Annotated in this window: 19 protein-coding genes; 14 read left to right on the top strand and 5 right to left on the bottom strand. The window is 52.3% G+C overall.

What is annotated here, in order from left to right; genetic code table 11:
- The first annotated feature begins 127 nt into the window (after positions 1-127).
- The gene (locus COO92_RS07115) at positions 128-2,380 is read left to right on the top strand and encodes an anthranilate synthase component I (RefSeq protein ID WP_101301025.1); all 2,253 of its coding nucleotides are present in this window, start codon (positions 128-130) and stop codon (positions 2,378-2,380) included.
- A 150-nt stretch (positions 2,381-2,530) separates the two neighbouring features.
- On the opposite strand, the gene COO92_RS07120 is transcribed toward COO92_RS07115, so the two are convergent.
- Positions 2,531-3,151: an RNA methyltransferase gene (locus COO92_RS07120; RefSeq protein ID WP_101301027.1), complete on the bottom strand. Its 621-nt coding sequence runs from the start codon at positions 3,149-3,151 to the stop codon at positions 2,531-2,533.
- Positions 3,152-3,402: 251 nt separating this feature from the next.
- Here COO92_RS07120 and COO92_RS07125 point away from each other — a divergent pair, with 251 nt between their 5' ends.
- From COO92_RS07125 to COO92_RS07150, 6 genes are all read left to right on the top strand, one after another.
- On the top strand, positions 3,403-3,600 hold the full coding sequence (locus tag COO92_RS07125) for a CsbD family protein (RefSeq protein ID WP_022733855.1): 198 nt from the start codon (positions 3,403-3,405) through the stop codon (positions 3,598-3,600).
- Between the two features lie 128 nt (positions 3,601-3,728).
- On the top strand, positions 3,729-3,947 hold the full coding sequence (locus tag COO92_RS07130; protein ID WP_101301028.1) for a DUF1289 domain-containing protein: 219 nt from the start codon (positions 3,729-3,731) through the stop codon (positions 3,945-3,947).
- Positions 3,948-4,027: 80 nt separating this feature from the next.
- Positions 4,028-4,801, top strand: a complete 774-nt coding sequence (locus COO92_RS07135; protein WP_101301029.1) for a HugZ family pyridoxamine 5'-phosphate oxidase — start codon at positions 4,028-4,030, stop codon at positions 4,799-4,801.
- A 209-nt stretch (positions 4,802-5,010) separates the two neighbouring features.
- Positions 5,011-6,636 (top strand): phosphoenolpyruvate carboxykinase, encoded by a 1,626-nt coding sequence (locus tag COO92_RS07140; protein ID WP_101301030.1) that lies wholly within the window; start codon positions 5,011-5,013, stop codon positions 6,634-6,636.
- 205 nt (positions 6,637-6,841) lie between these two features.
- Positions 6,842-7,648: a substrate-binding periplasmic protein gene (locus COO92_RS07145; protein WP_101301032.1), complete on the top strand. Its 807-nt coding sequence runs from the start codon at positions 6,842-6,844 to the stop codon at positions 7,646-7,648.
- 164 nt (positions 7,649-7,812) lie between these two features.
- Complete coding sequence (locus tag COO92_RS07150) at positions 7,813-8,658, top strand: substrate-binding periplasmic protein (protein WP_101301034.1); 846 nt, start codon at positions 7,813-7,815, stop codon at positions 8,656-8,658.
- 130 nt (positions 8,659-8,788) lie between these two features.
- On the opposite strand, the gene COO92_RS07155 is transcribed toward COO92_RS07150, so the two are convergent.
- Positions 8,789-10,474: an EAL domain-containing protein gene (locus COO92_RS07155; protein WP_101301036.1), complete on the bottom strand. Its 1,686-nt coding sequence runs from the start codon at positions 10,472-10,474 to the stop codon at positions 8,789-8,791.
- Positions 10,475-10,889: 415 nt separating this feature from the next.
- On the opposite strand from COO92_RS07155, the gene COO92_RS07160 reads away from it, so the two are divergent.
- The 4 genes from COO92_RS07160 (at position 10,890) to COO92_RS07175 (ending at position 15,086) form a co-directional block, all read left to right on the top strand.
- Complete coding sequence (locus COO92_RS07160; RefSeq protein WP_101301037.1) at positions 10,890-11,585, top strand: pyrimidine 5'-nucleotidase; 696 nt, start codon at positions 10,890-10,892, stop codon at positions 11,583-11,585.
- 252 nt (positions 11,586-11,837) lie between these two features.
- Positions 11,838-12,683, top strand: a complete 846-nt coding sequence (gene dapD / locus COO92_RS07165; protein ID WP_101301039.1) for a 2,3,4,5-tetrahydropyridine-2,6-dicarboxylate N-succinyltransferase — start codon at positions 11,838-11,840, stop codon at positions 12,681-12,683.
- Positions 12,684-12,808: 125 nt separating this feature from the next.
- Complete coding sequence (dapE, locus tag COO92_RS07170; protein WP_101301041.1) at positions 12,809-13,954, top strand: succinyl-diaminopimelate desuccinylase; 1,146 nt, start codon at positions 12,809-12,811, stop codon at positions 13,952-13,954.
- A gap of 46 nt (positions 13,955-14,000) precedes the next feature.
- A complete protein-coding gene (locus COO92_RS07175) occupies positions 14,001-15,086 on the top strand; it encodes a 2OG-Fe(II) oxygenase (protein ID WP_101301043.1) in 1,086 nt (361 codons plus the stop codon).
- 12 nt (positions 15,087-15,098) lie between these two features.
- Here the strand turns inward: COO92_RS07175 and COO92_RS07180 are convergent, their stop codons facing one another.
- On the bottom strand, positions 15,099-15,782 hold the full coding sequence (locus COO92_RS07180) for a TetR/AcrR family transcriptional regulator (RefSeq protein ID WP_022733868.1): 684 nt from the start codon (positions 15,780-15,782) through the stop codon (positions 15,099-15,101).
- Positions 15,783-15,948: 166 nt separating this feature from the next.
- On the opposite strand from COO92_RS07180, the gene COO92_RS07185 reads away from it, so the two are divergent.
- The gene (locus COO92_RS07185; RefSeq protein WP_101301044.1) at positions 15,949-16,617 is read left to right on the top strand and encodes a glutathione S-transferase family protein; all 669 of its coding nucleotides are present in this window, start codon (positions 15,949-15,951) and stop codon (positions 16,615-16,617) included.
- Between the two features lie 124 nt (positions 16,618-16,741).
- On the opposite strand, the gene COO92_RS07190 is transcribed toward COO92_RS07185, so the two are convergent.
- Entirely contained in the window at positions 16,742-17,350 is a 609-nt protein-coding gene (locus tag COO92_RS07190) for a glutathione S-transferase family protein (protein WP_101301046.1), read from the bottom strand.
- Between the two features lie 143 nt (positions 17,351-17,493).
- Between COO92_RS07190 and COO92_RS07195 the strand changes: the two genes are divergently transcribed.
- Entirely contained in the window at positions 17,494-18,372 is an 879-nt protein-coding gene (locus COO92_RS07195) for a LysR substrate-binding domain-containing protein (protein ID WP_101301047.1), read from the top strand.
- A gap of 50 nt (positions 18,373-18,422) precedes the next feature.
- Entirely contained in the window at positions 18,423-18,791 is a 369-nt protein-coding gene (locus tag COO92_RS07200) for a DUF1636 family protein (RefSeq protein WP_101301049.1), read from the top strand.
- 54 nt (positions 18,792-18,845) lie between these two features.
- On the opposite strand, the gene COO92_RS07205 is transcribed toward COO92_RS07200, so the two are convergent.
- Positions 18,846-19,610 (bottom strand): transporter substrate-binding domain-containing protein, encoded by a 765-nt coding sequence (locus COO92_RS07205; RefSeq protein ID WP_101301050.1) that lies wholly within the window; start codon positions 19,608-19,610, stop codon positions 18,846-18,848.
- Between the last annotated feature and the right edge of the window lie 83 nt (positions 19,611-19,693).

The following is a 19,693-nucleotide window of genomic DNA, read 5'->3' on the forward strand; positions in this document are numbered from 1 at the left end:
CCAAAAAACATGCCCTAAAACAATCGGCCGCCTCATTCTTGCAGGCGGCTTTGTGTTTTCAGACTTCTTTTCTTTTTCTGATGATCACGATCCTCCTGCGGCGAAGGCCAACACAGGAGTAAACAACGTGACCACCCCGATCTCGGACATAGAAAACAGCAGCGAATACCGATATACCACCGATGGTGGCATCTCTGTCATTCGTCGGATGACCACCATTACCTATGAAAACGCCACCGAAGGCCTGATTGACGCGCTGGATCAGACCAAAGGTGTTTTGCTGTCTTCAAGTTATGAGTTCCCAGGGCGCTATTCACGTTGGGACATGGGGTTCGATGCACCACCGCTTGAAATCACCGGGCGCGAACGTGGCTTTGCCATTCGGGCCCTCAATGATCGTGGCCGGGTTCTCCTTGATATCATTTCCAACACCTTGGGCGATCACCCGCACATTGAGGGTGTGACCGACGGTGACGACGGGCTTTATGGCTACGTCAAAACTCCGGCATCCTGGTTCCCCGAAGAACAGCGCAGCCAGCAACCAAGCCTGTTTTCCGTGGTGCGTGCGCTGCGTGATCTGTTTGCGCATAAGGGGGATGAGCGCCTTGGCCTATACGGCGCATTTGGCTATGACATCGCGCTTCATTTCGAACAGATCAACCTTACGCAGGATCGCCCCGCCGATCACAAAGACATCCATCTGTTCCTGCCAGACCGCCTGATTACGGTCGACCATGCATCGCGTGTGGCCACCAAAATCGAATATGAATTCATCACCCCGGATGGTCACAGCACCGTCGGACTGGAACGTGTTTCACAGTCCCACCCGCCGTCACGCGGCAATAATGCCGTTGTTGAAAACGACATGAAACCCGGCGAATACGCCACCATTGTCGATGAAACGAAACCACGCTTTGCCCGAGGTGAGTTATTTGAAGTCGTCCCGAGCCGCGTTTTCAGAACTCCTTGTGCCACCGCACCATCTGAAATCTTCCGCCGTCTGAAACGCCGTAATCCCGCCCCGTACGGGTTTTTGATCAATCTGGGCGACGGCGAACATCTGATTGGTGCGTCGCCGGAAATGTATGTCCGGGTCAATGGTCAACGCATTGAAACCTGTCCAATATCAGGCACGATTGCGCGCGGTCGTGATGCGATTGAGGATGCCGAAAACATCCGTACGCTGCTCAACTCGACCAAGGATGAGTCGGAACTCACCATGTGCACTGATGTTGACCGCAATGATAAGGCTCGTGTCAGCAAACCGGGTAGCATCCGCATTCTTGGTCGGCGTCAGATCGAAATGTATTCGCGCCTGATCCACACGGTTGATCATGTCGAAGGCCGTCTGCGCGACGGGTTTGATGCACTTGATGCGTTTCTGACCCATTGCTGGGCGGTAACTGTGACCGGGGCACCCAAACGTGCCGCCATGAAACATATCGAGGCGGTCGAGCGCAGTTCACGTGCTTGGTACGGCGGGGCGATTGGTGCGGTTCTGTGCAATGGCGACCTTAATACCGGGCTTACATTACGTACTGTACGCCTTAAACAAGGTGTCGCCGAAGTCCGCGCAGGCGCGACATTACTCTATGACAGCGTGTCCGAAGCCGAAGAAGACGAAACCGTGCTCAAGGCATCAGCAATGATTGATGCCGTCACCCGTGACGCCAAAGATGATATCGCCATTGATCCGGCGGTATCGGGTATTGGCAAACGTGTGCTTCTGATTGATCACGAAGACAGCTTTGTCCAAAACCTTGCAAGCTATATCCGCGCCACCGGGGCAGAGACGTTGACCCTGCGCCCCGGCTTCCCGGACGAGGCATTTGATGATTTCAAACCTGATCTGGTGTTCCTGTCGCCCGGTCCGGGCCGCCCCGATGACTATCATCTGCGCGACAGCATTGAACGCGCCTTGGCCGCAGGTCTTCCGGTCTTTGGCGTTTGTCTTGGTCTGCAGGGGATTGTTGAATTTTTCGGCGGATCATTGGGTCAACTTGTCACACCGATGCATGGCAAACCGTCAAAGGTGAAACTCGATACAACCGATCCGCTGTTTGAAGGATTACCAGATGACATCGTGGTCGGGCGGTATCACTCGCTCTTTGCCAATGCAGATGAACTGCCCGACGATCTTCGGGTAACCGCCCAAAGTGACGATGGCGTCATCATGGGGGTGCGCCATAAAGTCCTGCCAATCAGTGCGGTGCAATTTCATCCCGAAAGCCTGCTGACCCTGCAGGGTGATGTCGGGATGCGCATGATTGCCAACCTTCTGCGCAATCCGCAGGGCCATTTGCCCGATGAGGATGACGAGAATATTGACGAAACCGACGATCACAGCACACCCAAAACATCAGAGGTAAAGGCCGCCTAACAGACAAAATGCATCAACACCCACGCACCTGACCTGTGCGGCGTCAAAGCCCCCCTGCTAAATGACGCATCAAACCACAGGTCAGATACAGCAACGGCCGTGCCCCTCCCTCACGGCCGTTGCTTTTTTGTCAAAACCGAAATGCGCGGTTTATACGTCGTCTTCGTCGTCAAGTTCCCCATCGATCACACTGTAATCGGGCGGTGGGGCCTTGCGGAATTGTTCAGGATCGCCTTTGCGTTTTTCGCGCGTGCGCGAAATCCAGCCACCATATTGACCTTCGGGCTTGGGTTCAGTCGGCGCACCGGCACGCACCGGTCGTGGGGCAAAACGGCCAAGGCTGATCAAACGGTCATACATCACGATATTGGCGGCAATCGCGACATTCACACAAAAGCTCATCGGGATTTTGATGATGAAATCACATTTGTCCTGCATACCCTGCGACAAATTGCCGCGTTCCGGACCCAGGATATAGGCCGCCTGCGATGGATGCTTGAAACTGGGTAACTCAATCGCATCAGGGGTCAGTTCGATCCCGACCATCCGGCATCCGGTCGGCAGGAAGAAATTATCGTGATTGGGGAAATGATAATATGGCATCTGTTCGCCGGACTTCGACGTATCGGTGATGTTTGAACGTTCCTTGCGAAAGTCCGCATCCACCGTAAAGGCAAAGCTCGCACCAAATGCGTGGGCGGAACGAAACAGGGTACCCACATTCAAAGGCTTGCTTGCCCCTTCAATTCCAATCCCGAAATAGCCGCGCATATCTTCCTCCGTGCCGCACGCTGGTCCCGTGCGATAACAACTCCGATAAAAACAATGGAACGGGCTATACCCCCATGGGCAAAATAAGGCAAGCAACCCGCCCGAAACGACAATCTGTCAGGTCGTCATACCCAAAGGTTTCTGGAACATGTCCTCCGCCCAGCCGTTTTAGTTTGTAGAAGGTGAAAACACCAAAGGCACTTGAAGGCCTTAAACACTGGCAAACTCACGAACAACGCAGGAGATACCAAATGAATTGGGATCAAATCGCCGGACGCTGGAAACAAGTCAAAGGCAACGTCAAAAGCGAATGGGGCCGCCTAACCGACGACGATGTTGACCAAGTCGATGGTCAGCAGGACAAATTGATCGGCCGTGTTCAGGAAAGATACGGCGTTGAACGCGAAGAAGCAGAACGCCAAGTCAGCAACTGGTTCTCGCGTCTGTGATATCTGTCCTGACAGAAACCCCACCCGACCAAAACGCCCCCATTGATCGCTTCATGCTTGATCGATGGGGGCGAAGCTGTTTTTTATTGCCGGTCCGTTAAGTCTCGACCGCAGCAATCAGGAAATCCATGCCCGTTAAATCTCCCTGCACCGGAGTCTGTGTGCTTGATGCCAAAACCGGTTATTGTGCCGGCTGTTTCCGTACGGGCGAAGAAATCGGATCGTGGATGGGATTAAGTGATGGCGGTAAAAAACGTATCATTTCCCAAATCACAAAACGACGAACCAACAGCAACCCCGCCAGCGCAAAAAGCACTTCCAACACCCCAGAAACGGCCCAATACTAAAGAATACCCTTCGGGTTGCTTGATACCCTAGCTGGACGTGGTCGCACGGGATATTCTATCTTTGCTCAAGGATTCAGATGATGGCAGATGATGGGACCAAACAAATCGCGTCGGCATCTGATCTGCGCCGAATATGCCGATATTCCCGCTCGGCTGTCCTTGCCACCAGCGCTGTTGGGCATAAGCAAGTAGATGATGCCTGGCCAGTGGCATCCATGGTGGTGCCAGCAATTGATATTGATGGCACCCCGATCCTGTTGATTTCCGACCTTGCCGATCACACCCGTCACTTAAAGTCCGATAACAGGCTGTCATTGTTTTTCACGGGTTCTCGCGCCACCGATGACCGTTCAATCGCGATTGAAACCGATAATCCCCGCCTGACCCTGTTTGGCCGCGCCGTAGCAGACCGGGCGAAACAAACACGTGCACGCTACCTGCTTGCCAACCCGGACGCGGCGCAATACGCCGATTTTGGTGATTTTGGATTTTATCGGATCACGGTTGAAGCAGCCTATTGGGTGGGTGGCTTTGGTAAACAGCGTCGATTGTCTGGTGCGCAATTCATCATTGGTGACTGCCCTGCACTCGTGACCGGTCATGACGGTATTGTCGACCATATGAATGCAGACCACCTCGATGCCCTTGCCGATATTGTCGGTCATTACACCGACCACCCAAAAGATCTGGGCTGGAAGATGGTTGCAATTGACTGCGATGGCATGGATTTGGCAACCGAACACCCCGAGTCTCCTAATATCAGAATCGAGTTCCCCAACACCATCCACACCCCCGGTGACGCGCGCGAGATTTTGGTCGAAATGTGCAAGAAATCGCGCGACTTCAAGGCATGATTTGGTTTGTGAAGATTTAATTATCAGGTCTGAACAAAGAATTTTCATAAACGCAAAAACACCTACGTTTTCCTTGGTATTGGGCAAAAGGACCGGTTGCTTTTAAGACACCTTTGTAACAATATGTCTCGATGCAAAGAGTTACCCACAATTCTTTGTGTAGAATTGAAATTTAACCCCCAAATTCAATTTCCCACCAGGAGAGATTCGTGCTGCAATCAGGACCCGTTGTCAGCCGCGTAGGCCTTGAAACCCATGGCCTCAAGAACCTTGGCGCCGTTCACTGGAACCTCGACGCTGCCGGCCTTTACGAACACGCGATCCGTCGCAACGAAGGCAAAATCGCCAAGGGTGGCGCGTTTGTCGCACTTACTGGCGAACATACCGGCCGTTCCCCACTGGACCGCTTTGTCGTCGAAGAAGACAGCACCAAGGCCGACATTGATTGGGGCGATGTCAATCGCCCGGTCAGCCCGGAAGTATTCGAGCGCCTCTATCAGAAAGTGCGCGCTTATTTTCAGGGCACCGAACTTTTCGTACAGGATTGCTTTGCCGGTTCCGATCCGCGCTTCCGCCTGCCGGTGCGCGTAATCAACGAAAACGCATGGCACAATCTTTTTGCGCGCAACATGTTTATCCAGCCGCAAAAAGAAGAGCTGCGTGACTTCGCACCGGAATTCACCATCCTGCATGCGCCGGGCCTTCAGGCAGACCCGGAAGTTGACGGCACCCGTTCCGACGTCTTCGTCATGGTCAGCTTTGAACGTAAAATGGTGATCATCGGCGGCACTTGGTATGCTGGCGAAATGAAGAAATCGATCTTCTCGGTTCTCAATCATATCCTTCCGGCCAAAGGCGTCTTGCCGATGCATTGTTCGGCCAACATGGGCAAAGACGGCGATACCGCCATCTTCTTTGGCCTGTCGGGCACGGGTAAAACCACCCTGTCAGCCGACGCATCGCGTACTCTGATCGGGGATGACGAACATGGCTGGGGCGAAGACGGCGTCTTTAACTTTGAAGGCGGCTGCTATGCCAAGGTGATCAAGCTTTCCAAAGAAGCTGAACCGGAAATCCATGCCACCACCGAGCGTTTCGGGACGGTTCTTGAAAACGTTGTGATGAACAAGCAATCGCGCGAGCTTGATCTCGACGATGCACGTCACACCGAAAACACCCGATCATCCTATCCGATCAACTTCATTCCGAACGCTTCGGAAAACGGTCGCGGGGAACACCCGAAAAACATCATCATGCTAACCTGTGATGCATTTGGTGTTCTGCCCCCAATTGCAAAACTGTCCTCCGCACAGGCGATGTATCACTTCCTGTCCGGCTACACCGCAAAGGTTGCTGGCACTGAAAAAGGTGTCAAGGAACCGACTGCTGCATTCTCTGCCTGCTTTGGTGCGCCGTTCATGCCACGTCATCCGTCGGTCTATGCCAAATTGCTTGGCGAACTGATGGAAAAACATGGTGCAAACTGCTGGCTGGTTAATACCGGCTGGTCGGGTGGTGCCTATGGCGTTGGTTCACGCATGAAGATCGGCTATACCCGCGGCCTTTTGAATGCGGCGCTCAACGGTGATCTGGAAAATGCCGAGTTTGCAACCGATCCCTATTTCGGTCTGGCATATCCGACCACCTGTGGCGATATCCCGGCAGAAGTCCTTAACCCGCGTGACAGCTGGAAAGACAAGGCGGCCTATGACAAGGCCGCTGCGAACCTGACTGGCCTGTTTGAAAAGAACTTCACCAAGTTCGAAGAACATGTCACCAACGATGTCCGCGAAGCTTCGATCCGCAACAGCGCAGAAGTCAAAGCCGCTGAATAAGACGATTTGAACCAACACAGAAAAACCGGCACATTTTGTGCCGGTTTTTTTTTGCTCTGCCCGCGCTAACAATCAAGCTGGGCTATTGATTGTCATCTAAGCGAACCTGATATGTAATGGTCATCTGCTTGTACCAATCAATTTCTGGAATGAGCTTGCCGTGGTCAGGGACCAGAAGACAGCACAACACATCGCAGCCCGTCGTATGTTCCGCCTCTTTATAGCGGTATCCGTCACAGGCTTGGCGACAGCTGCTGTGCCGGCATTTGCCACAGACAACGTTACGGATAAACTCGACCGCGAAGTCACTCTTGCCTGCAATGTTTTTCCACCATCGAAAATCGCAAACCGCAAAAGTGAACCCGGTTTTGACGTCGAAATCCTGCGCGCGGCTTTCGCGGCCAGTGGCGTTCGTCTGAACACCCCCTTTTACCCTTGGAAACGTGCGCACCTTTTGGCAGAACAGGGATTGGTCGACGGACTTTGTTCGTGTAGCTACCTTCCTGAACGCGAAGGCATTTTTGAATTTTCAGCCCCAATCGGGCGTCAGCATGTCGGTTTTTTCGCCCTAGACCCGGATGTGATTTCAGGGATTGAAACACTTGATCAGGCTCTAGGGCTGACCATCGGTGTCGTTGCTGGTTACAATCTTGAAAAATTTGCCCGGGAAGCAGGTCTCGATACGATCAGCGCAAACTCTGAAAAAGGACTGTTTGCCCTGCTCCGCGGTGGCAGGATTGATGCAATATATGCGTTCCATGAAACGATGACGACAATGGTCAAAAACCATAACCGTGAAACCAACGAAAACCTGACAACATTTTATCGCGAAACAGCTGCATATCCGTATTTCTCGTGTCTGTCCAAAAAGGCTGGAAATGCAGCGATGATTGCGGATCTTTTAAATTCCGGATTGGAAAAAATCAAAACGACAGGGCATTACAACAGCATTCTTGAACGTTACGGCGTTCTGACAAATTCTACGTTACAGCCAAAATCAAACGACTTTTAGGATCGCGCAAACAATTTCCCTCATAAACTGGCTGCAGCTGCACACATTTAATGCATAGCTCTTGCCCCTAGACCATAGGAGCACTTCGTCTTGGCAGTTGGCATGCTACCATCGCATCTCCACTCAACACTTAATGCCCCTCGAAATCAGGATTAGAGCATATTGTGACCGCTCATTTACCTGCACATATTTTGCGCCTGGCTTTTCGCACTGGTGTTCTGGGCTGTTTGCTTGTCTTGCATCACCTGACACCGGCAATGGCGCAAAACTCGCTCATCTCGCCCCCCGGTGATCAAACGACGGTCACACTGGCCTGCAACCATTTCCCTCCCGCGAAGATCGCCGACGACACCGCCAGACCAGGCTATGACGTTGAAGTCCTGCGTTCTGCATTCGCAACCCGGAATCTGACGCTGATAACGCCGTTCTATCCTTGGAAACGGGCTTATTTCCTTGCTGAGGCTGGTTTGGTCGATGGTTTGTGTTCGTGCAGCTACCTAAAAGAGCGCGAAACCGACTTTTTGTTTTCCGCCCCACTCGGCCAGGAAGAGATCGCGCTTTTTACAACCCGGTCGGAAATTCTCGACACCATCACAACGCTTGAAGATGCCCGGAACATGACCATCGGCGTGGTCAGCGGGTACAGCACGGAAGTCACTGCACGCAGCGCAAACTTGGATGTTATTACCGCCCACGACGAAGAAACCCTGCTAAATCTGATGCTTTCGCGCCGACTGGATGCTGTCTTGTCCTTCAAACCACCCGTTGAATACGCCATGCATGAATTGCAAAAAAGGCGCCCGGAAACCGTCGACATCAAATCAAAAGTCATTTCAACAAGCCCGTATTATTCCTGCATCACACGCCACACCCAAAATGCCGGCGACCTTCTTAAACAGCTCAACATTGGCCTGAAGATCATTCAGGAAAACGGCATTTATGATAAAATCTTGGGGAAATACGGGATTTCATCCGGTGTGAAGCCGGATGGGCCAACATTTAACCGGTAAAGCGTGATTTGACCCTTCGACCAGATCGCCCGCAAGTTACTTGCTGTCAGACGAACAATTGCCCTGCATAGCCATCAAAGATGAAGCGCGGGCATGGCAACCTCAGGGGCAAGAACCATGCCTGCCCATACTATTGCCGCGGTGTTTTGGCATCGCGCCAATATAGGCTGATATCGGCTTCGGGTTTGCCAAACAGATAGCCTTGTGCAAAATCAAAACCGGCCTTGGTGATCAATTCACGCATTTCATCGGTTTCAATCATCTCACCCACGACTTCGACATCGATCGAGTGACACAAATCGACCAATGAGCGCATAAAGGCCTGCCCCTTGCCCGATTTCATCGACTGGCGGATAGACTCACCGTCAATCTTTACATAATCGACCTCAAGCGCGCTGAGATACCGGAAATTGGATGCCCCGGTCCCAAAATCATCCAGACAAATTTCAATCCCGAATTCGCGGAACCGGCTGATCCATTTGGCAGCACCATCAATGTCGGTGATTTCCGATGTTTCGGTAATCTCGATCATCAACTGACCAAGCGCATCGCGATTGCGTTCAAAAAGCGCAATGGCCGACCGGCAAAAATCCGGGTTTTCCAACGAATGGCCGGAAACATTCACCGCAACCCGCACAGTTAACCCGAGATCAAGCTGCGTTCTGATCCATTTTATGGTTCGACGCATCATCGCCAAATCAAGACGATGGACCATATTAACCTGTTCGGCGAACGTAATCAGTTGCTGTGTCGGGATCAATTTCCCGTCGTCGTTATAGAACCGGACCAAAACTTCGAAATGATGAATTTCGGCCGATGGCAGCCGCACAATAGGCTGATACGCCGCGTCAAATTTCAATCGATCAACGCGCGCGCCAAAGTCATGCATCGCAGAAAAGGTGTCATTGACCAGATTGTTGGCCTGCCCCATCAGCCGCGAAAACGTAAACCCGTGTTCCTGACGGTCACAAAACCGTCGGATGGAATATAAAACGCCGCGCGCCAAGTCGCCTGGCGGGATCAGTTCAGCCGTGAAATCCGTCACCGATGAGCTGACTTCAATCCCGACACCTTTGGGGTCGGCATCCCGCGCACAGTCGGCAATGCGTTGCTCAAGTTCGCCAATCCGCACGTCCGGACGATGAAGCATGCCAAACTGGTTGCTGGCAAGTCGGCCTGCAGTATCACCGGCCACCGAATGCGCGCGTAAGAACGCCCCGACACTTGCCAGAAGTTCATCGCGTTCAATCTGTTCCATGCGTTTGCACAACGGATCAAACGCGTTCAGGGTCATCAGGGTAAATTTATGTTCGGTCCCGGTTTCGCGTTGCGCGACAAGGCGCTCGGTCACCACTTTTGACAGGCTTTCTTCGTCCAAAAGACCCGTCGCATGGTCACGTTTGATCGATCGGGCGACATCGGCCGGCAATGCATTGATCGCAACCCGAAGTGCGACAAAGAAATGATCCCCAAGATCGGGCAGGAAATAGCCACTCATGGAAACCGGGGGGCTGAGTTGTTCGTCAGGATGCACAAACCGGACCTGAATATTGTCCATGCGCCCACGTCTGCGCGCAACCTGAAGCATTTCAGTCACCAGCGGTTGAAACTGTTTGGCCAGTAGGCTGTGGAAAAGATGGCCCGACAATTGTTGCGGCCGACGCCCCAGAATGCCGTCAGAAGCACCGGATGCAAAAACGATCCGAAAGTCGCCATCCAGTTCCAGAAGGATGTCACCCCAGACGAACGCAAGTGCTGCAAAGCGATTGCGTTCGTTTCGAAGTTCGGCGGTACGAGCCTTTATAAGCTTATCCAAAGCGTCCTCTTACGCTGCTCAGAAATACCGACATTTCCCATCCCCCGAATTCGAAAACGTCGCCCGCGTCAAAACGGCTTTCACTGATGATCTTCCCATTGGTGTTAACAAGGGTTTTACATCGGCGAGATTTCCCATTCTAACGAGGATAAGTGTAGAATTTTCCCACAAGTAAGAAACAAAGGCCCGTTAACGCATCGGCACCTTTGCGATAAACATTCCATATATCTTTGTTCTCGTGGCGGGTTTTAAACCCCTAAGCCCTTTAATTCGAGCCATAAATGGTTGCGTATTTGGCATACCCACAATGCTTGATTGCATTCGATGGTGTGAAGGTTTGCAAGATCGGGCTGATCGCTTACAAGGAACCATACGTTTTTTGCAATCACACCATATGATATGAGGCCCTCTGATAATGACGTCGCCCCTTAAATCCCGCTCGGACCTGCCACACATGGATGCGGGATCGGTTTTGATCTTTGATCTCGACAACACACTTTATCCGGCGGCCTGCAACCTGTTTGCACAGGTTTCCAACTTGATCGGGAATTATGTCCGCGACACGCTGTCACTCGAACCTGATGAAGCATACCGGGTACAGAAGGACTATTTCCATCGCTATGGCACGACATTGCGTGGACTTATGACAGAGCATGAAATTGACCCGGCGGATTACCTAAGCAAAGTTCATGACATCGATGTCTCGGTGGTCGCACCCGCACCTGATCTGGCGGCCGCACTTGATGATTTGCCCGGACGCAAACTTATTTTCACCAATGCATCGCGCGGTCATGCCGAGCGGGTGATGGAACGCCTTGGCATTGCTGACCGGTTTGAAACGATCTTTGACATTGTCGATGCGCAATACATTCCCAAACCGGAGCAGGCCCCCTATGACCTGCTTCTCGCACGCGATGGCATTGATCCGGGCAAGGCTGTCTATTTTGAAGACATGGCGAAAAATCTGCTGCCTGCCAAGGAAATGGGCATGACAACCGTTTGGGTTCATACCGACCTTGAATGGGCGCAGGCAGGCCGTGACGATCCAAGAATTGATCACCAAACCGACGATATTGTTGGTTTCTTGCGGACCCTCGCCAACGGGTCCTAACCCCCGTTTCGCCACCGTGATCGCCCATCATTTCCCAGCACACAGTACAAGTGCGACAAAGTGCATGATTTGTAACCGTTACAACGTTGAGATTCGCCCCGTCTTCGTTTATTGCTTTCTGCCATACGGATCAGGATCGGAACGCGGCCCGAAACAGGCCCTTCTACGTAAACTGGCGGAGTTGACTTCAAGGCCTGCTTTGACCATTCTCCGCCCGACAGATTTAAGGCTGACCGCAAGGACCTTCGAAAAATGAACAGAACTGAACTTGAAGGCGTGATTAACGTCGCTTGGGAAAACCGCGACGAAATCAGCTCCGCCACACAGGGCGAAATCCGCAAAGCCGTTGACCAGACGCTGGGTGCTATGGATCGCGGTGAACTGCGTGTTGCCGAAAAGGTTGACGGAAAATGGGTCGTCAATCAGTGGGCGAAAAAGGCGGTTCTGCTGTCTTTCCGTCTCAATGACATGACCACCATCGCAGGTGGTCCGGGCGAAAACACCAACTGGTGGGACAAAGTCCCGTCGAAATTTGACGGTTGGGGCGAAGCCGAATTTAAAGAAGCCGGGTTCCGCGCCGTTCCAGGCAGCATCGTGCGCCGATCGGCCTATGTCGCACCGGGAACCGTTCTGATGCCAAGCTTTGTGAACCTTGGTGCCTATGTTGATACCGGTGTTATGGTTGATACTTGGGCCACCGTTGGTTCGTGCGCACAGATCGGTAAAAACGTTCACCTTTCGGGTGGTGCAGGCATCGGCGGTGTTCTTGAACCGCTCCAGGCCGGTCCGGTCATCATCGAAGACAACGCCTTTATCGGCGCACGTTCGGAAATCGTCGAAGGTGTTATCGTCGAAGAAGGTGCTGTCATTTCGATGGGTGTCTTCATTGGCGCCTCGACCAAAATCATCGACCGCACCACCGGCGAAACCTTTGTCGGTCGCGTCCCTGCCTATTCAGTTGTGGTTCCGGGCAGCATTGCCGGAAAACCGCTTCCTGATGGCACGCCGGGTCCAAGCCTGTATTGCGCGGTGATCATCAAACGTGTTGATGAAAAAACCCGTTCGAAAACCTCGATCAACGAACTGCTGCGTGACTGATTTCTGTCACCGTAAGAACGTATGATTTATAAGAGGCAGAACAATAATTGTGTTCTGCCTCTTTTTGTTCGCCAATGCTCCTTGTGAAGCCCCAGCTGTTTCACCGAAAACCAAGAGAATTCCATATGTCCGTCGCCCTTGAACTTGCCCAGTCCCTGATCCGTTGCCCCTCTGTCACCCCGGCTGATGCGGGTGCGCTAGACGTTCTGCAACAGGCGCTCGAAGCCCGTGGGTTTGACTGTAAACGCAAGGTGTTTGACGGCAATGGCAGCGATGCCATTGATAATCTCTATGCCCGTCTGGGCACCAAGGGCCGCAATTTCTGTTTTGCCGGGCACACCGATGTTGTGCCAGCAGGCGACCGTGACGCATGGACCGTCGATCCGTTTGGCGGCGAGGTCAAAGACGGCCGTCTGTTTGGGCGTGGTGCAGTTGACATGAAAACCGGCATTGCCTGCTTTGTCGGCGGGGTGGATGCGTTTCTGGCCGCACATCCGGATTTCGACGAATCCATCAGTTTCCTGATCACCGGCGACGAAGAAGCTGATGCTTTCAATGGAACGGTCAGGCTGATTGAATGGTGTGACCAGCAGGGCGAAAAGTTCGATACCTGTCTGGTGGGGGAACCGACCAACCCGAAATATCTCGGCGAAATGATGAAAATTGGCCGTCGCGGATCGATTACCGGCTGGCTGACAATTTATGGCGCACAGGGTCACGTGGCTTATCCGCATCTGGCGGACAACCCCGTACCGCGCATGATCAAGGTTCTTGATGTTCTTAATTCGCGTAAACTTGATCAGGGCACCGACCATTTCCAGCCCAGCAACCTTGAAGTCACCACCGTTGATGCCGGGAACAGTGCCACCAACGTTGTCCCGGCCAAAGTTTCTGCAGCCTTTAACATCCGTTTCAACGATCTGCACACCGGTGTCGATCTTGAAAAATGGATCAAGGATGTCTGCGCCGAGCATGCTGGCGCGCACGAGCTAAGGGTGAAGATTTCTGGTGACGCATTCCTGTCTAATCCGGGAAAGCTGGCGACACTAATTGCCGATTCATCGGAGAAAATCACGGGCAAGCGCCCGGAAATGAGCACCACTGGCGGTACATCCGACGCCCGTTTCATTCAGAAGTATTGCGAGGTCGCGGAGTTTGGCCTTGTCGGTCAAAGCATGCACAAAGTTGATGAGCATGCGGTGGTCGAGGATATTGAAAACCTGAGTAAGATTTACAGCGAAGTTTTGTCGGGATACTTTAACCACAGTTGAAGATACGCATTGAACTCGCACTGGGTACGTACAGGATATCTGCAGGATGACCGGAACAAAGAATTCAGGCAATCGCATTCCAGAAATCGTAATTGGGGATTTTGTTCCAAAAATCACCTTGCCCGACAAGACAGGAAAATCTGTCGAACTGACAGACCAACTGATTGCCGGCAACACTCTGGTTCTTTGGTTCCTCGATGAAAAGCCCGGCAAGACCGATTGGCAGAAAATTGACCCATTTCTTGAAGAAACCCAATCTGCAGAAGTTTTGACATTTCTGATTGTCTGCGGCAGGAAAAGCCCAAAGAAAGCTGGAAGTTCAAACAAGAAAGTCACTGAGCTGTATGATGAGGAAAATGCAGTCCGCAAGCTGCTTGGCATTGCAGGACCATCCATCATTGTGATTGACCCGAACAATCGGCTTGCTGGAATAGATACCTCGTCCAACGTCAATCAAATCATCAATACGTGTAAGTCCATTCACAACGATAGTGAAGCCCTGGCGGCAAACCATCAAGCCCCCGTGATGGTCATGAAGGATGTTCTTGAACCTGAATTATGCGCAGAATTACTTCGTTATTGGGATGATGGTGAAAAACGTGCTGATGGGGTTTCTTTGGGATCATCAAGCAACAGCACAGCAAAGAAAGAGATAAAGAAACGCAACGACGTTGTCTTGCTTGATGAACTACTATTCAACCGCGTCAAAGCACGCATCGTTTCGCGGCTTGCGCCAGAGCTTATAAAGGCATTTCACTTTAGAACCGCCAGTATGGAAGCGCTGCGGATAGGCTGCTATGACGCCGCCGAAGAAGGGCATTTCGCACGTCATCGTGATAACCGCACGACGTTTACCGCCCACCGGCGGTTCGCAGTCTCTCTTAACCTCAATGCCATAGATTACGAAGGCGGACAGGTGAGGTTCCCGGAATATGGTCGCACTTTGTATGCGCCGCCTCCGGGAGGCGCACTTGTTTTCTCCTGCTCACTCCTGCACGAGGCAGTGCCGGTGACCAAGGGCAAGCGGTTCGCAATTTTCACCTTTCTGACAGATGAGGCTGGCGCATTGGCAGAAAGAAAGATGATGGCCGAGCGTAATAAGCAACTCACCCCATTCTCAATGAAGTCTTGATAATCTCGAGGATCAAATAGTTTTGGAGAGCTTTTTCTTTCCGCTGATCGATTGATTTGCATGAAAATGCGCGACGCTGTGGCGTGCTGAGGCCAGAACCTTGTCAGCGGTTTCATCATCGACCGCACGGCTGAGAACAACAGCCCCAACCATCATCGCCAGCATCGCGATGGCATCCTGTTCGTATTGAACTGGCACATTGCGCAATTTCTGATCTGATTCGAGGTTGATGTGGCGATCAATGCCCGGTACGTCGTCTTCTTTTGCCAGCTTCCATGCCAGTTTTTCAGACGCCTGATTGATCAGTTTTGAAAAAGCTTCCTGTGCACGAACCCCGGATCGGGAGACTTCGGCAGAAAGGGTTGGCAATGCACAGCCCAGTTCCGGATTTTCAATATGTACCCGCGACAAATACAACTTGGCAAAGGATGTCACCCAATCCCCACCGGTCCGTTCCGCTTTGCGCAGCTTTGCCAGTATTGGAGAGGATAAAAGCGACATGCCGTTTTCAACGCAGGCAACAAACAGGTCTTCCTTGTTTTTGAAATGCGCATAAAACCCACCGCGCGTCAGCCCCGCCTCGGCCATGACCTGATCAATTGTCACGTTCTCAAACCCGTTCTTTTTAAACAGGGCCGTTGCCGCATTCAGGATGCGAATACGGGTTTTGGGTTTGTGGGCGGGACTGTAGGGCATTTGTCAGATCCGTTTGAAGGTGGTTTTGCGGCCGATCCAAAAACAATGACACATCCTGATAATATGTTCTTGAACATATTATGTCCTCGTTAATCCTGTCTGCAAGTTCCCTTCACCCGACATTGCACGAACGGCAATGGGAACCCTCGCAGCAAAGGAAGACCGCATGTCTGAATTGATGATCATCGGAATGCCCCGCAGCAGCTTGACGCGTACGGTCCGCATCGCCTGTATCGAAAAAGAAATCCCGTTTGAGTTCAGTACTCGGAATGTGCAGCTCCCCGGGCAGCGCGCAACGCCGGAGGTTTCCAATCGTAATCCGTTTGGCAAAGTACCTGTTCTGGTTCATGGAAAGTTGGTTTTGTATGAAACAGCGGCCATCTGCCGGTATATAGACGACACATTTTCAGGCCCACTTTTACGCCCGGTTCATACAGAAAAAATCGCCCTGATGAACCAGTGGATCAGCCTTGCCATGACCCGGCTGGATCAAAACATTATTCGGAATTTTGTTATCCCAATGGTTTTTGCCAACACCAAACAGCGCCACGATCCGGGCTTTAGCGTGCGCATGAACCAGATGGGCGATCTTATTGCCCACGACCTTGGGGTTCTGGATGATGCTTACGTCGATGGCTGGCTTTTTGGCGACCGCTTTACCATCCCCGACATGATGATCATGCCGATGCTCCATTACCTCAATGCCATGCCCGGCGGACCAGAGATGATTGCGAACGCTCCGAATGTGAAAGCCGCTTTTACGCGCTTCAAGGCCCGAAGCTCCGCCGCCCAAACCGACCCGTTGTTGCCCGATCAGATTCTGAAATCCGCCTGATCTGTTTTATCGCCGCCCTTGTGTTTCCCCTTAATCGCACAAGGGCTTTTCAGCCGCCGCAGACACACATTCCTCCAAGCATGTTGGCCCCTGCGGTCTGTGGCGGCTGCTTTTTATCGGCGACCTATGGCGTCCAGGTGATGGGGACGTAGCCCGGCAAAGCTTCTATGCGGTCAAGCCAAGCCCGAATGCCCGGATACCCCGACAGACTGATTTTTCCGAGCTCTGCGCGATGGGTATAGGCATAGAGCGAGATGTCAGCGATGCTCAGAGCATCTCCCACCAGCCAGTTATGGCTTGAAAGACGTTTTTCCATCAGATCAAGCGCACGTTTGGCCCCAGCCTGCTTCATTGGCCCCAGAATATCGGCATTTTCCGGTAAACCTTTGATCTCATACCAGGAAATCAGCACCGCGATATTGGGTTCATGGTCGTACTGTTCAAAGAACAACCACCCCATCATTTCCGCACGCTCAAAACGGTCATCTGGCACGAAGTTCGTTCCCTCGGCCAGATAGGTGAGGATCGCGTTGCTTTCGGCCAAAACCCGACCGTCATCCAGAACAAGCGCCGGGATCTTGCCGTTTGGATTGATCTTTTCCAGGTATTCTGGTGTCCGGGTTTCGCCTTTCATGATGTCGCGTTCGACATAGTCAAACGCCGTTCCCATCATCGACAGCAGCAAACGAACCTTGTAGCCGTTTCCCGAAAGCAAATAGTCGTTCAAAATCATTGTAAGTGTCCTTGTGGCACATGCGTGAAAAGCATTGGCCGGCCGGGTTTGATATTTGCGGCTGGATGATTGGCAAACAATCGAATAGTTTTGACGCAAATGTTCAATTTCATTGATCAATCATTCTGACCATAGAGGCCATTATGGATTCTGACCTACTGCGCAGCTTTGTCGCCTTTGCCGAATCGGGCAGCTTTAACCGGGCGGCTGACCGGATTGGCCGCACGCCATCGGCCTTTTCCATGCAGATGAAACGGCTTGAAGAACTGGTCGATAACAAACTGTTTGAACGGGACGGTCGGAATGTTCTTTTAACCCCGGATGGCATCACCTTTGTCGGATATGCCCGGCGTATCTTGTCGCTTCAGGACGAGGCCATGGGCAAGTTGCGAACACAGGATGCGTCACGTCCGATCCGCATTGGTTGCCCGGATGACTATGCGCAGAAAATCCTGCCGCTGGTCCTGCGCGGTATCCAGAAAGCCCACCCCGCCGCAAAATTCTTTGTTTCGGTCAATCCGACAATCCTTCTGCGCCGGATGCTGGATCATGGAGAATTGGACCTGTCGATCATTAGCCGATCTGAAACCGGCGAAGAAGGATACTTCCTGCGTCATGAACCCGGCGTCTGGGTCACATCACCGATCCACAAACAGCATGAACTTGATCCCTTGCCACTGGTTTTACCGGCCGAGGATTGCAAGTTTCATGCGTGGGCGCTTGATGCCATTTCAAAAGCCGATCGGCCCTATACACTGTTTGCCACATCCCGACAGGCCGCGTCCCTGTTGCATCTGGTACGCGACGGACTTGGTGTGGCAACACTTGCCGCGGCCAGTGTTACCGATGAGTTTCAGGTTCTTGAGGCGCGTGATGGTTTTCCGCCCCTTCCGGCAGTTGGGGTTGCCTTGATGCTTGCCGAAGCATCCCATCCATTGGTCGACCGGCAACTTGCCATCGTGATACAGGATTATCTCAACCGAAATCTGGATGATGACTTGACCAGACAGGCCGCAAGCTGATTGGATGCCGCGCCATCACGCCCGTACATTAATCAACAAAGATTGCCCCAATGACCGCCAAACCACGCCTGAACATCTGTGTCACCTGTACCTTTTCCGCCGCCGACGGCCAAAGTGACCCCCGCGACGGCAAGGTTCTGTTTGAACGGGTAAAAACCGCCTGTGCCGAACGTGATGTGCCTTTTGACCTGCACCCGGCGGAATGTCTGACCAACTGCAAGTCTGGCTGTTCGGTTGCCTTTAGTGGTGCTGCGAAATGGGGATATGTTTATGGCAATGTTGATCCCGATACGATGATCGAGGATCTATGCGATCTTGCGATCCGATATAGCGAAAGTGACAACGGCATTGTCGCATGGCGTGAACGCCCCGACAGCCTGCGCCGCAATGTCATCGCCCGCATTCCGCCACTGGATTAAATGTTGCGTAATTACGCAGTCGGACAGTGCCAAAGCACGGAAATTTTGTCGGACTTAACCTGATATGCCGCTGTGAATTTTCTGCCAAAGGCGCTGCACCTCACCAGTTGCCTGCAATTTTTCAATCATCTGATTAAAATCAGCAACAGAAATGACCGATTGATCCGCAATGACCGACACTAGGTCATGCATGGCATCGGGTTGCGGGCCAACGGCAATAAGGTCGCCCAATCCGGGAGTAGCGGCCAATTCACGGGCAAGAAAACCTGCTGAAACAATACCGATTGGCGCTTCGCTGGCCAAAACACCGTTCAGGACTTCCTTTTCGTTATAGCGCAGCAGCACATCATAAGATCGTTTCAGGAATTCCGGGTCAGAGTTGAACTTGGCGAAACCGTAATGGAACCCCAGCACACAAAGAATCGACTGGCTGGTAACATCGGTAAATGGATCGACTGTTTTCGCCGTGCTGCTTTGGGTTACATAAACGTCTTTCTCTGTGACGATCTTGTCAGAAAATCGCACGGCGTAGTCCTGCCACTCCCATTGCGCACTTTCGAGCAACAGAAGGTCAACAACCCCATCCGCCAGAGCCTTATAGCGCCTGCGTGACGATGTTTCGACAAGCTGAAACTCATAGTCATCCTGCAACCCGTTCAGAAGCCCTATCAGCAAGGGAACCATGCCATTTGGTTTGCCGTTTTCGAAATAATAAACAACACCGTATTCATACGCGCCGACTTTAACCGCAACAGGCTCGGCCGCCTTTGCCGGTGCACCACCATCGGAAACAAACGCCGCCAGAAGTGCTGCAAGCATGATGCAAAAATGTCGAATTATTCGAAAAGCTGCCACGACATCTTTCCCGCTATTCTCGGATCAATGAACCGTACGCCCCCGGC

The sequence above is a fragment of the Thalassospira lohafexi genome (assembly GCF_002844275.1).
Taxonomy (GTDB): domain Bacteria; phylum Pseudomonadota; class Alphaproteobacteria; order Rhodospirillales; family Thalassospiraceae; genus Thalassospira; species Thalassospira lohafexi.

Excerpts from the sequence above, each read along its gene's own strand:
- COO92_RS07200 (WP_101301049.1), top strand. The coding sequence starts at position 18,423 with ATGACCGCCAAACCACGCCTGAACATCTGTGTCACCTGTACCTTTTCC.
- dapE (WP_101301041.1), top strand. The coding sequence starts at position 12,809 with ATGTCCGTCGCCCTTGAACTTGCCCAGTCCCTGATCCGTTGCCCCTCT.
- COO92_RS07190 (WP_101301046.1), bottom strand. The coding sequence starts at position 17,350 with ATGATTTTGAACGACTATTTGCTTTCGGGAAACGGCTACAAGGTTCGT.
- dapD (WP_101301039.1), top strand. The coding sequence starts at position 11,838 with ATGAACAGAACTGAACTTGAAGGCGTGATTAACGTCGCTTGGGAAAAC.
- COO92_RS07175 (WP_101301043.1), top strand. The coding sequence starts at position 14,001 with ATGACCGGAACAAAGAATTCAGGCAATCGCATTCCAGAAATCGTAATT.
- COO92_RS07135 (WP_101301029.1), top strand. The coding sequence starts at position 4,028 with ATGGCAGATGATGGGACCAAACAAATCGCGTCGGCATCTGATCTGCGC.
- COO92_RS07120 (WP_101301027.1), bottom strand. The coding sequence starts at position 3,151 with ATGCGCGGCTATTTCGGGATTGGAATTGAAGGGGCAAGCAAGCCTTTG.
- COO92_RS07125 (WP_022733855.1), top strand. The coding sequence starts at position 3,403 with ATGAATTGGGATCAAATCGCCGGACGCTGGAAACAAGTCAAAGGCAAC.
- COO92_RS07180 (WP_022733868.1), bottom strand. The coding sequence starts at position 15,782 with ATGCCCTACAGTCCCGCCCACAAACCCAAAACCCGTATTCGCATCCTG.
- COO92_RS07185 (WP_101301044.1), top strand. The coding sequence starts at position 15,949 with ATGTCTGAATTGATGATCATCGGAATGCCCCGCAGCAGCTTGACGCGT.
- COO92_RS07130 (WP_101301028.1), top strand. The coding sequence starts at position 3,729 with ATGCCCGTTAAATCTCCCTGCACCGGAGTCTGTGTGCTTGATGCCAAA.
- COO92_RS07205 (WP_101301050.1), bottom strand. The coding sequence starts at position 19,610 with ATGCTTGCAGCACTTCTGGCGGCGTTTGTTTCCGATGGTGGTGCACCG.
- COO92_RS07195 (WP_101301047.1), top strand. The coding sequence starts at position 17,494 with ATGGATTCTGACCTACTGCGCAGCTTTGTCGCCTTTGCCGAATCGGGC.
- COO92_RS07145 (WP_101301032.1), top strand. The coding sequence starts at position 6,842 with ATGTTCCGCCTCTTTATAGCGGTATCCGTCACAGGCTTGGCGACAGCT.
- COO92_RS07160 (WP_101301037.1), top strand. The coding sequence starts at position 10,890 with ATGACGTCGCCCCTTAAATCCCGCTCGGACCTGCCACACATGGATGCG.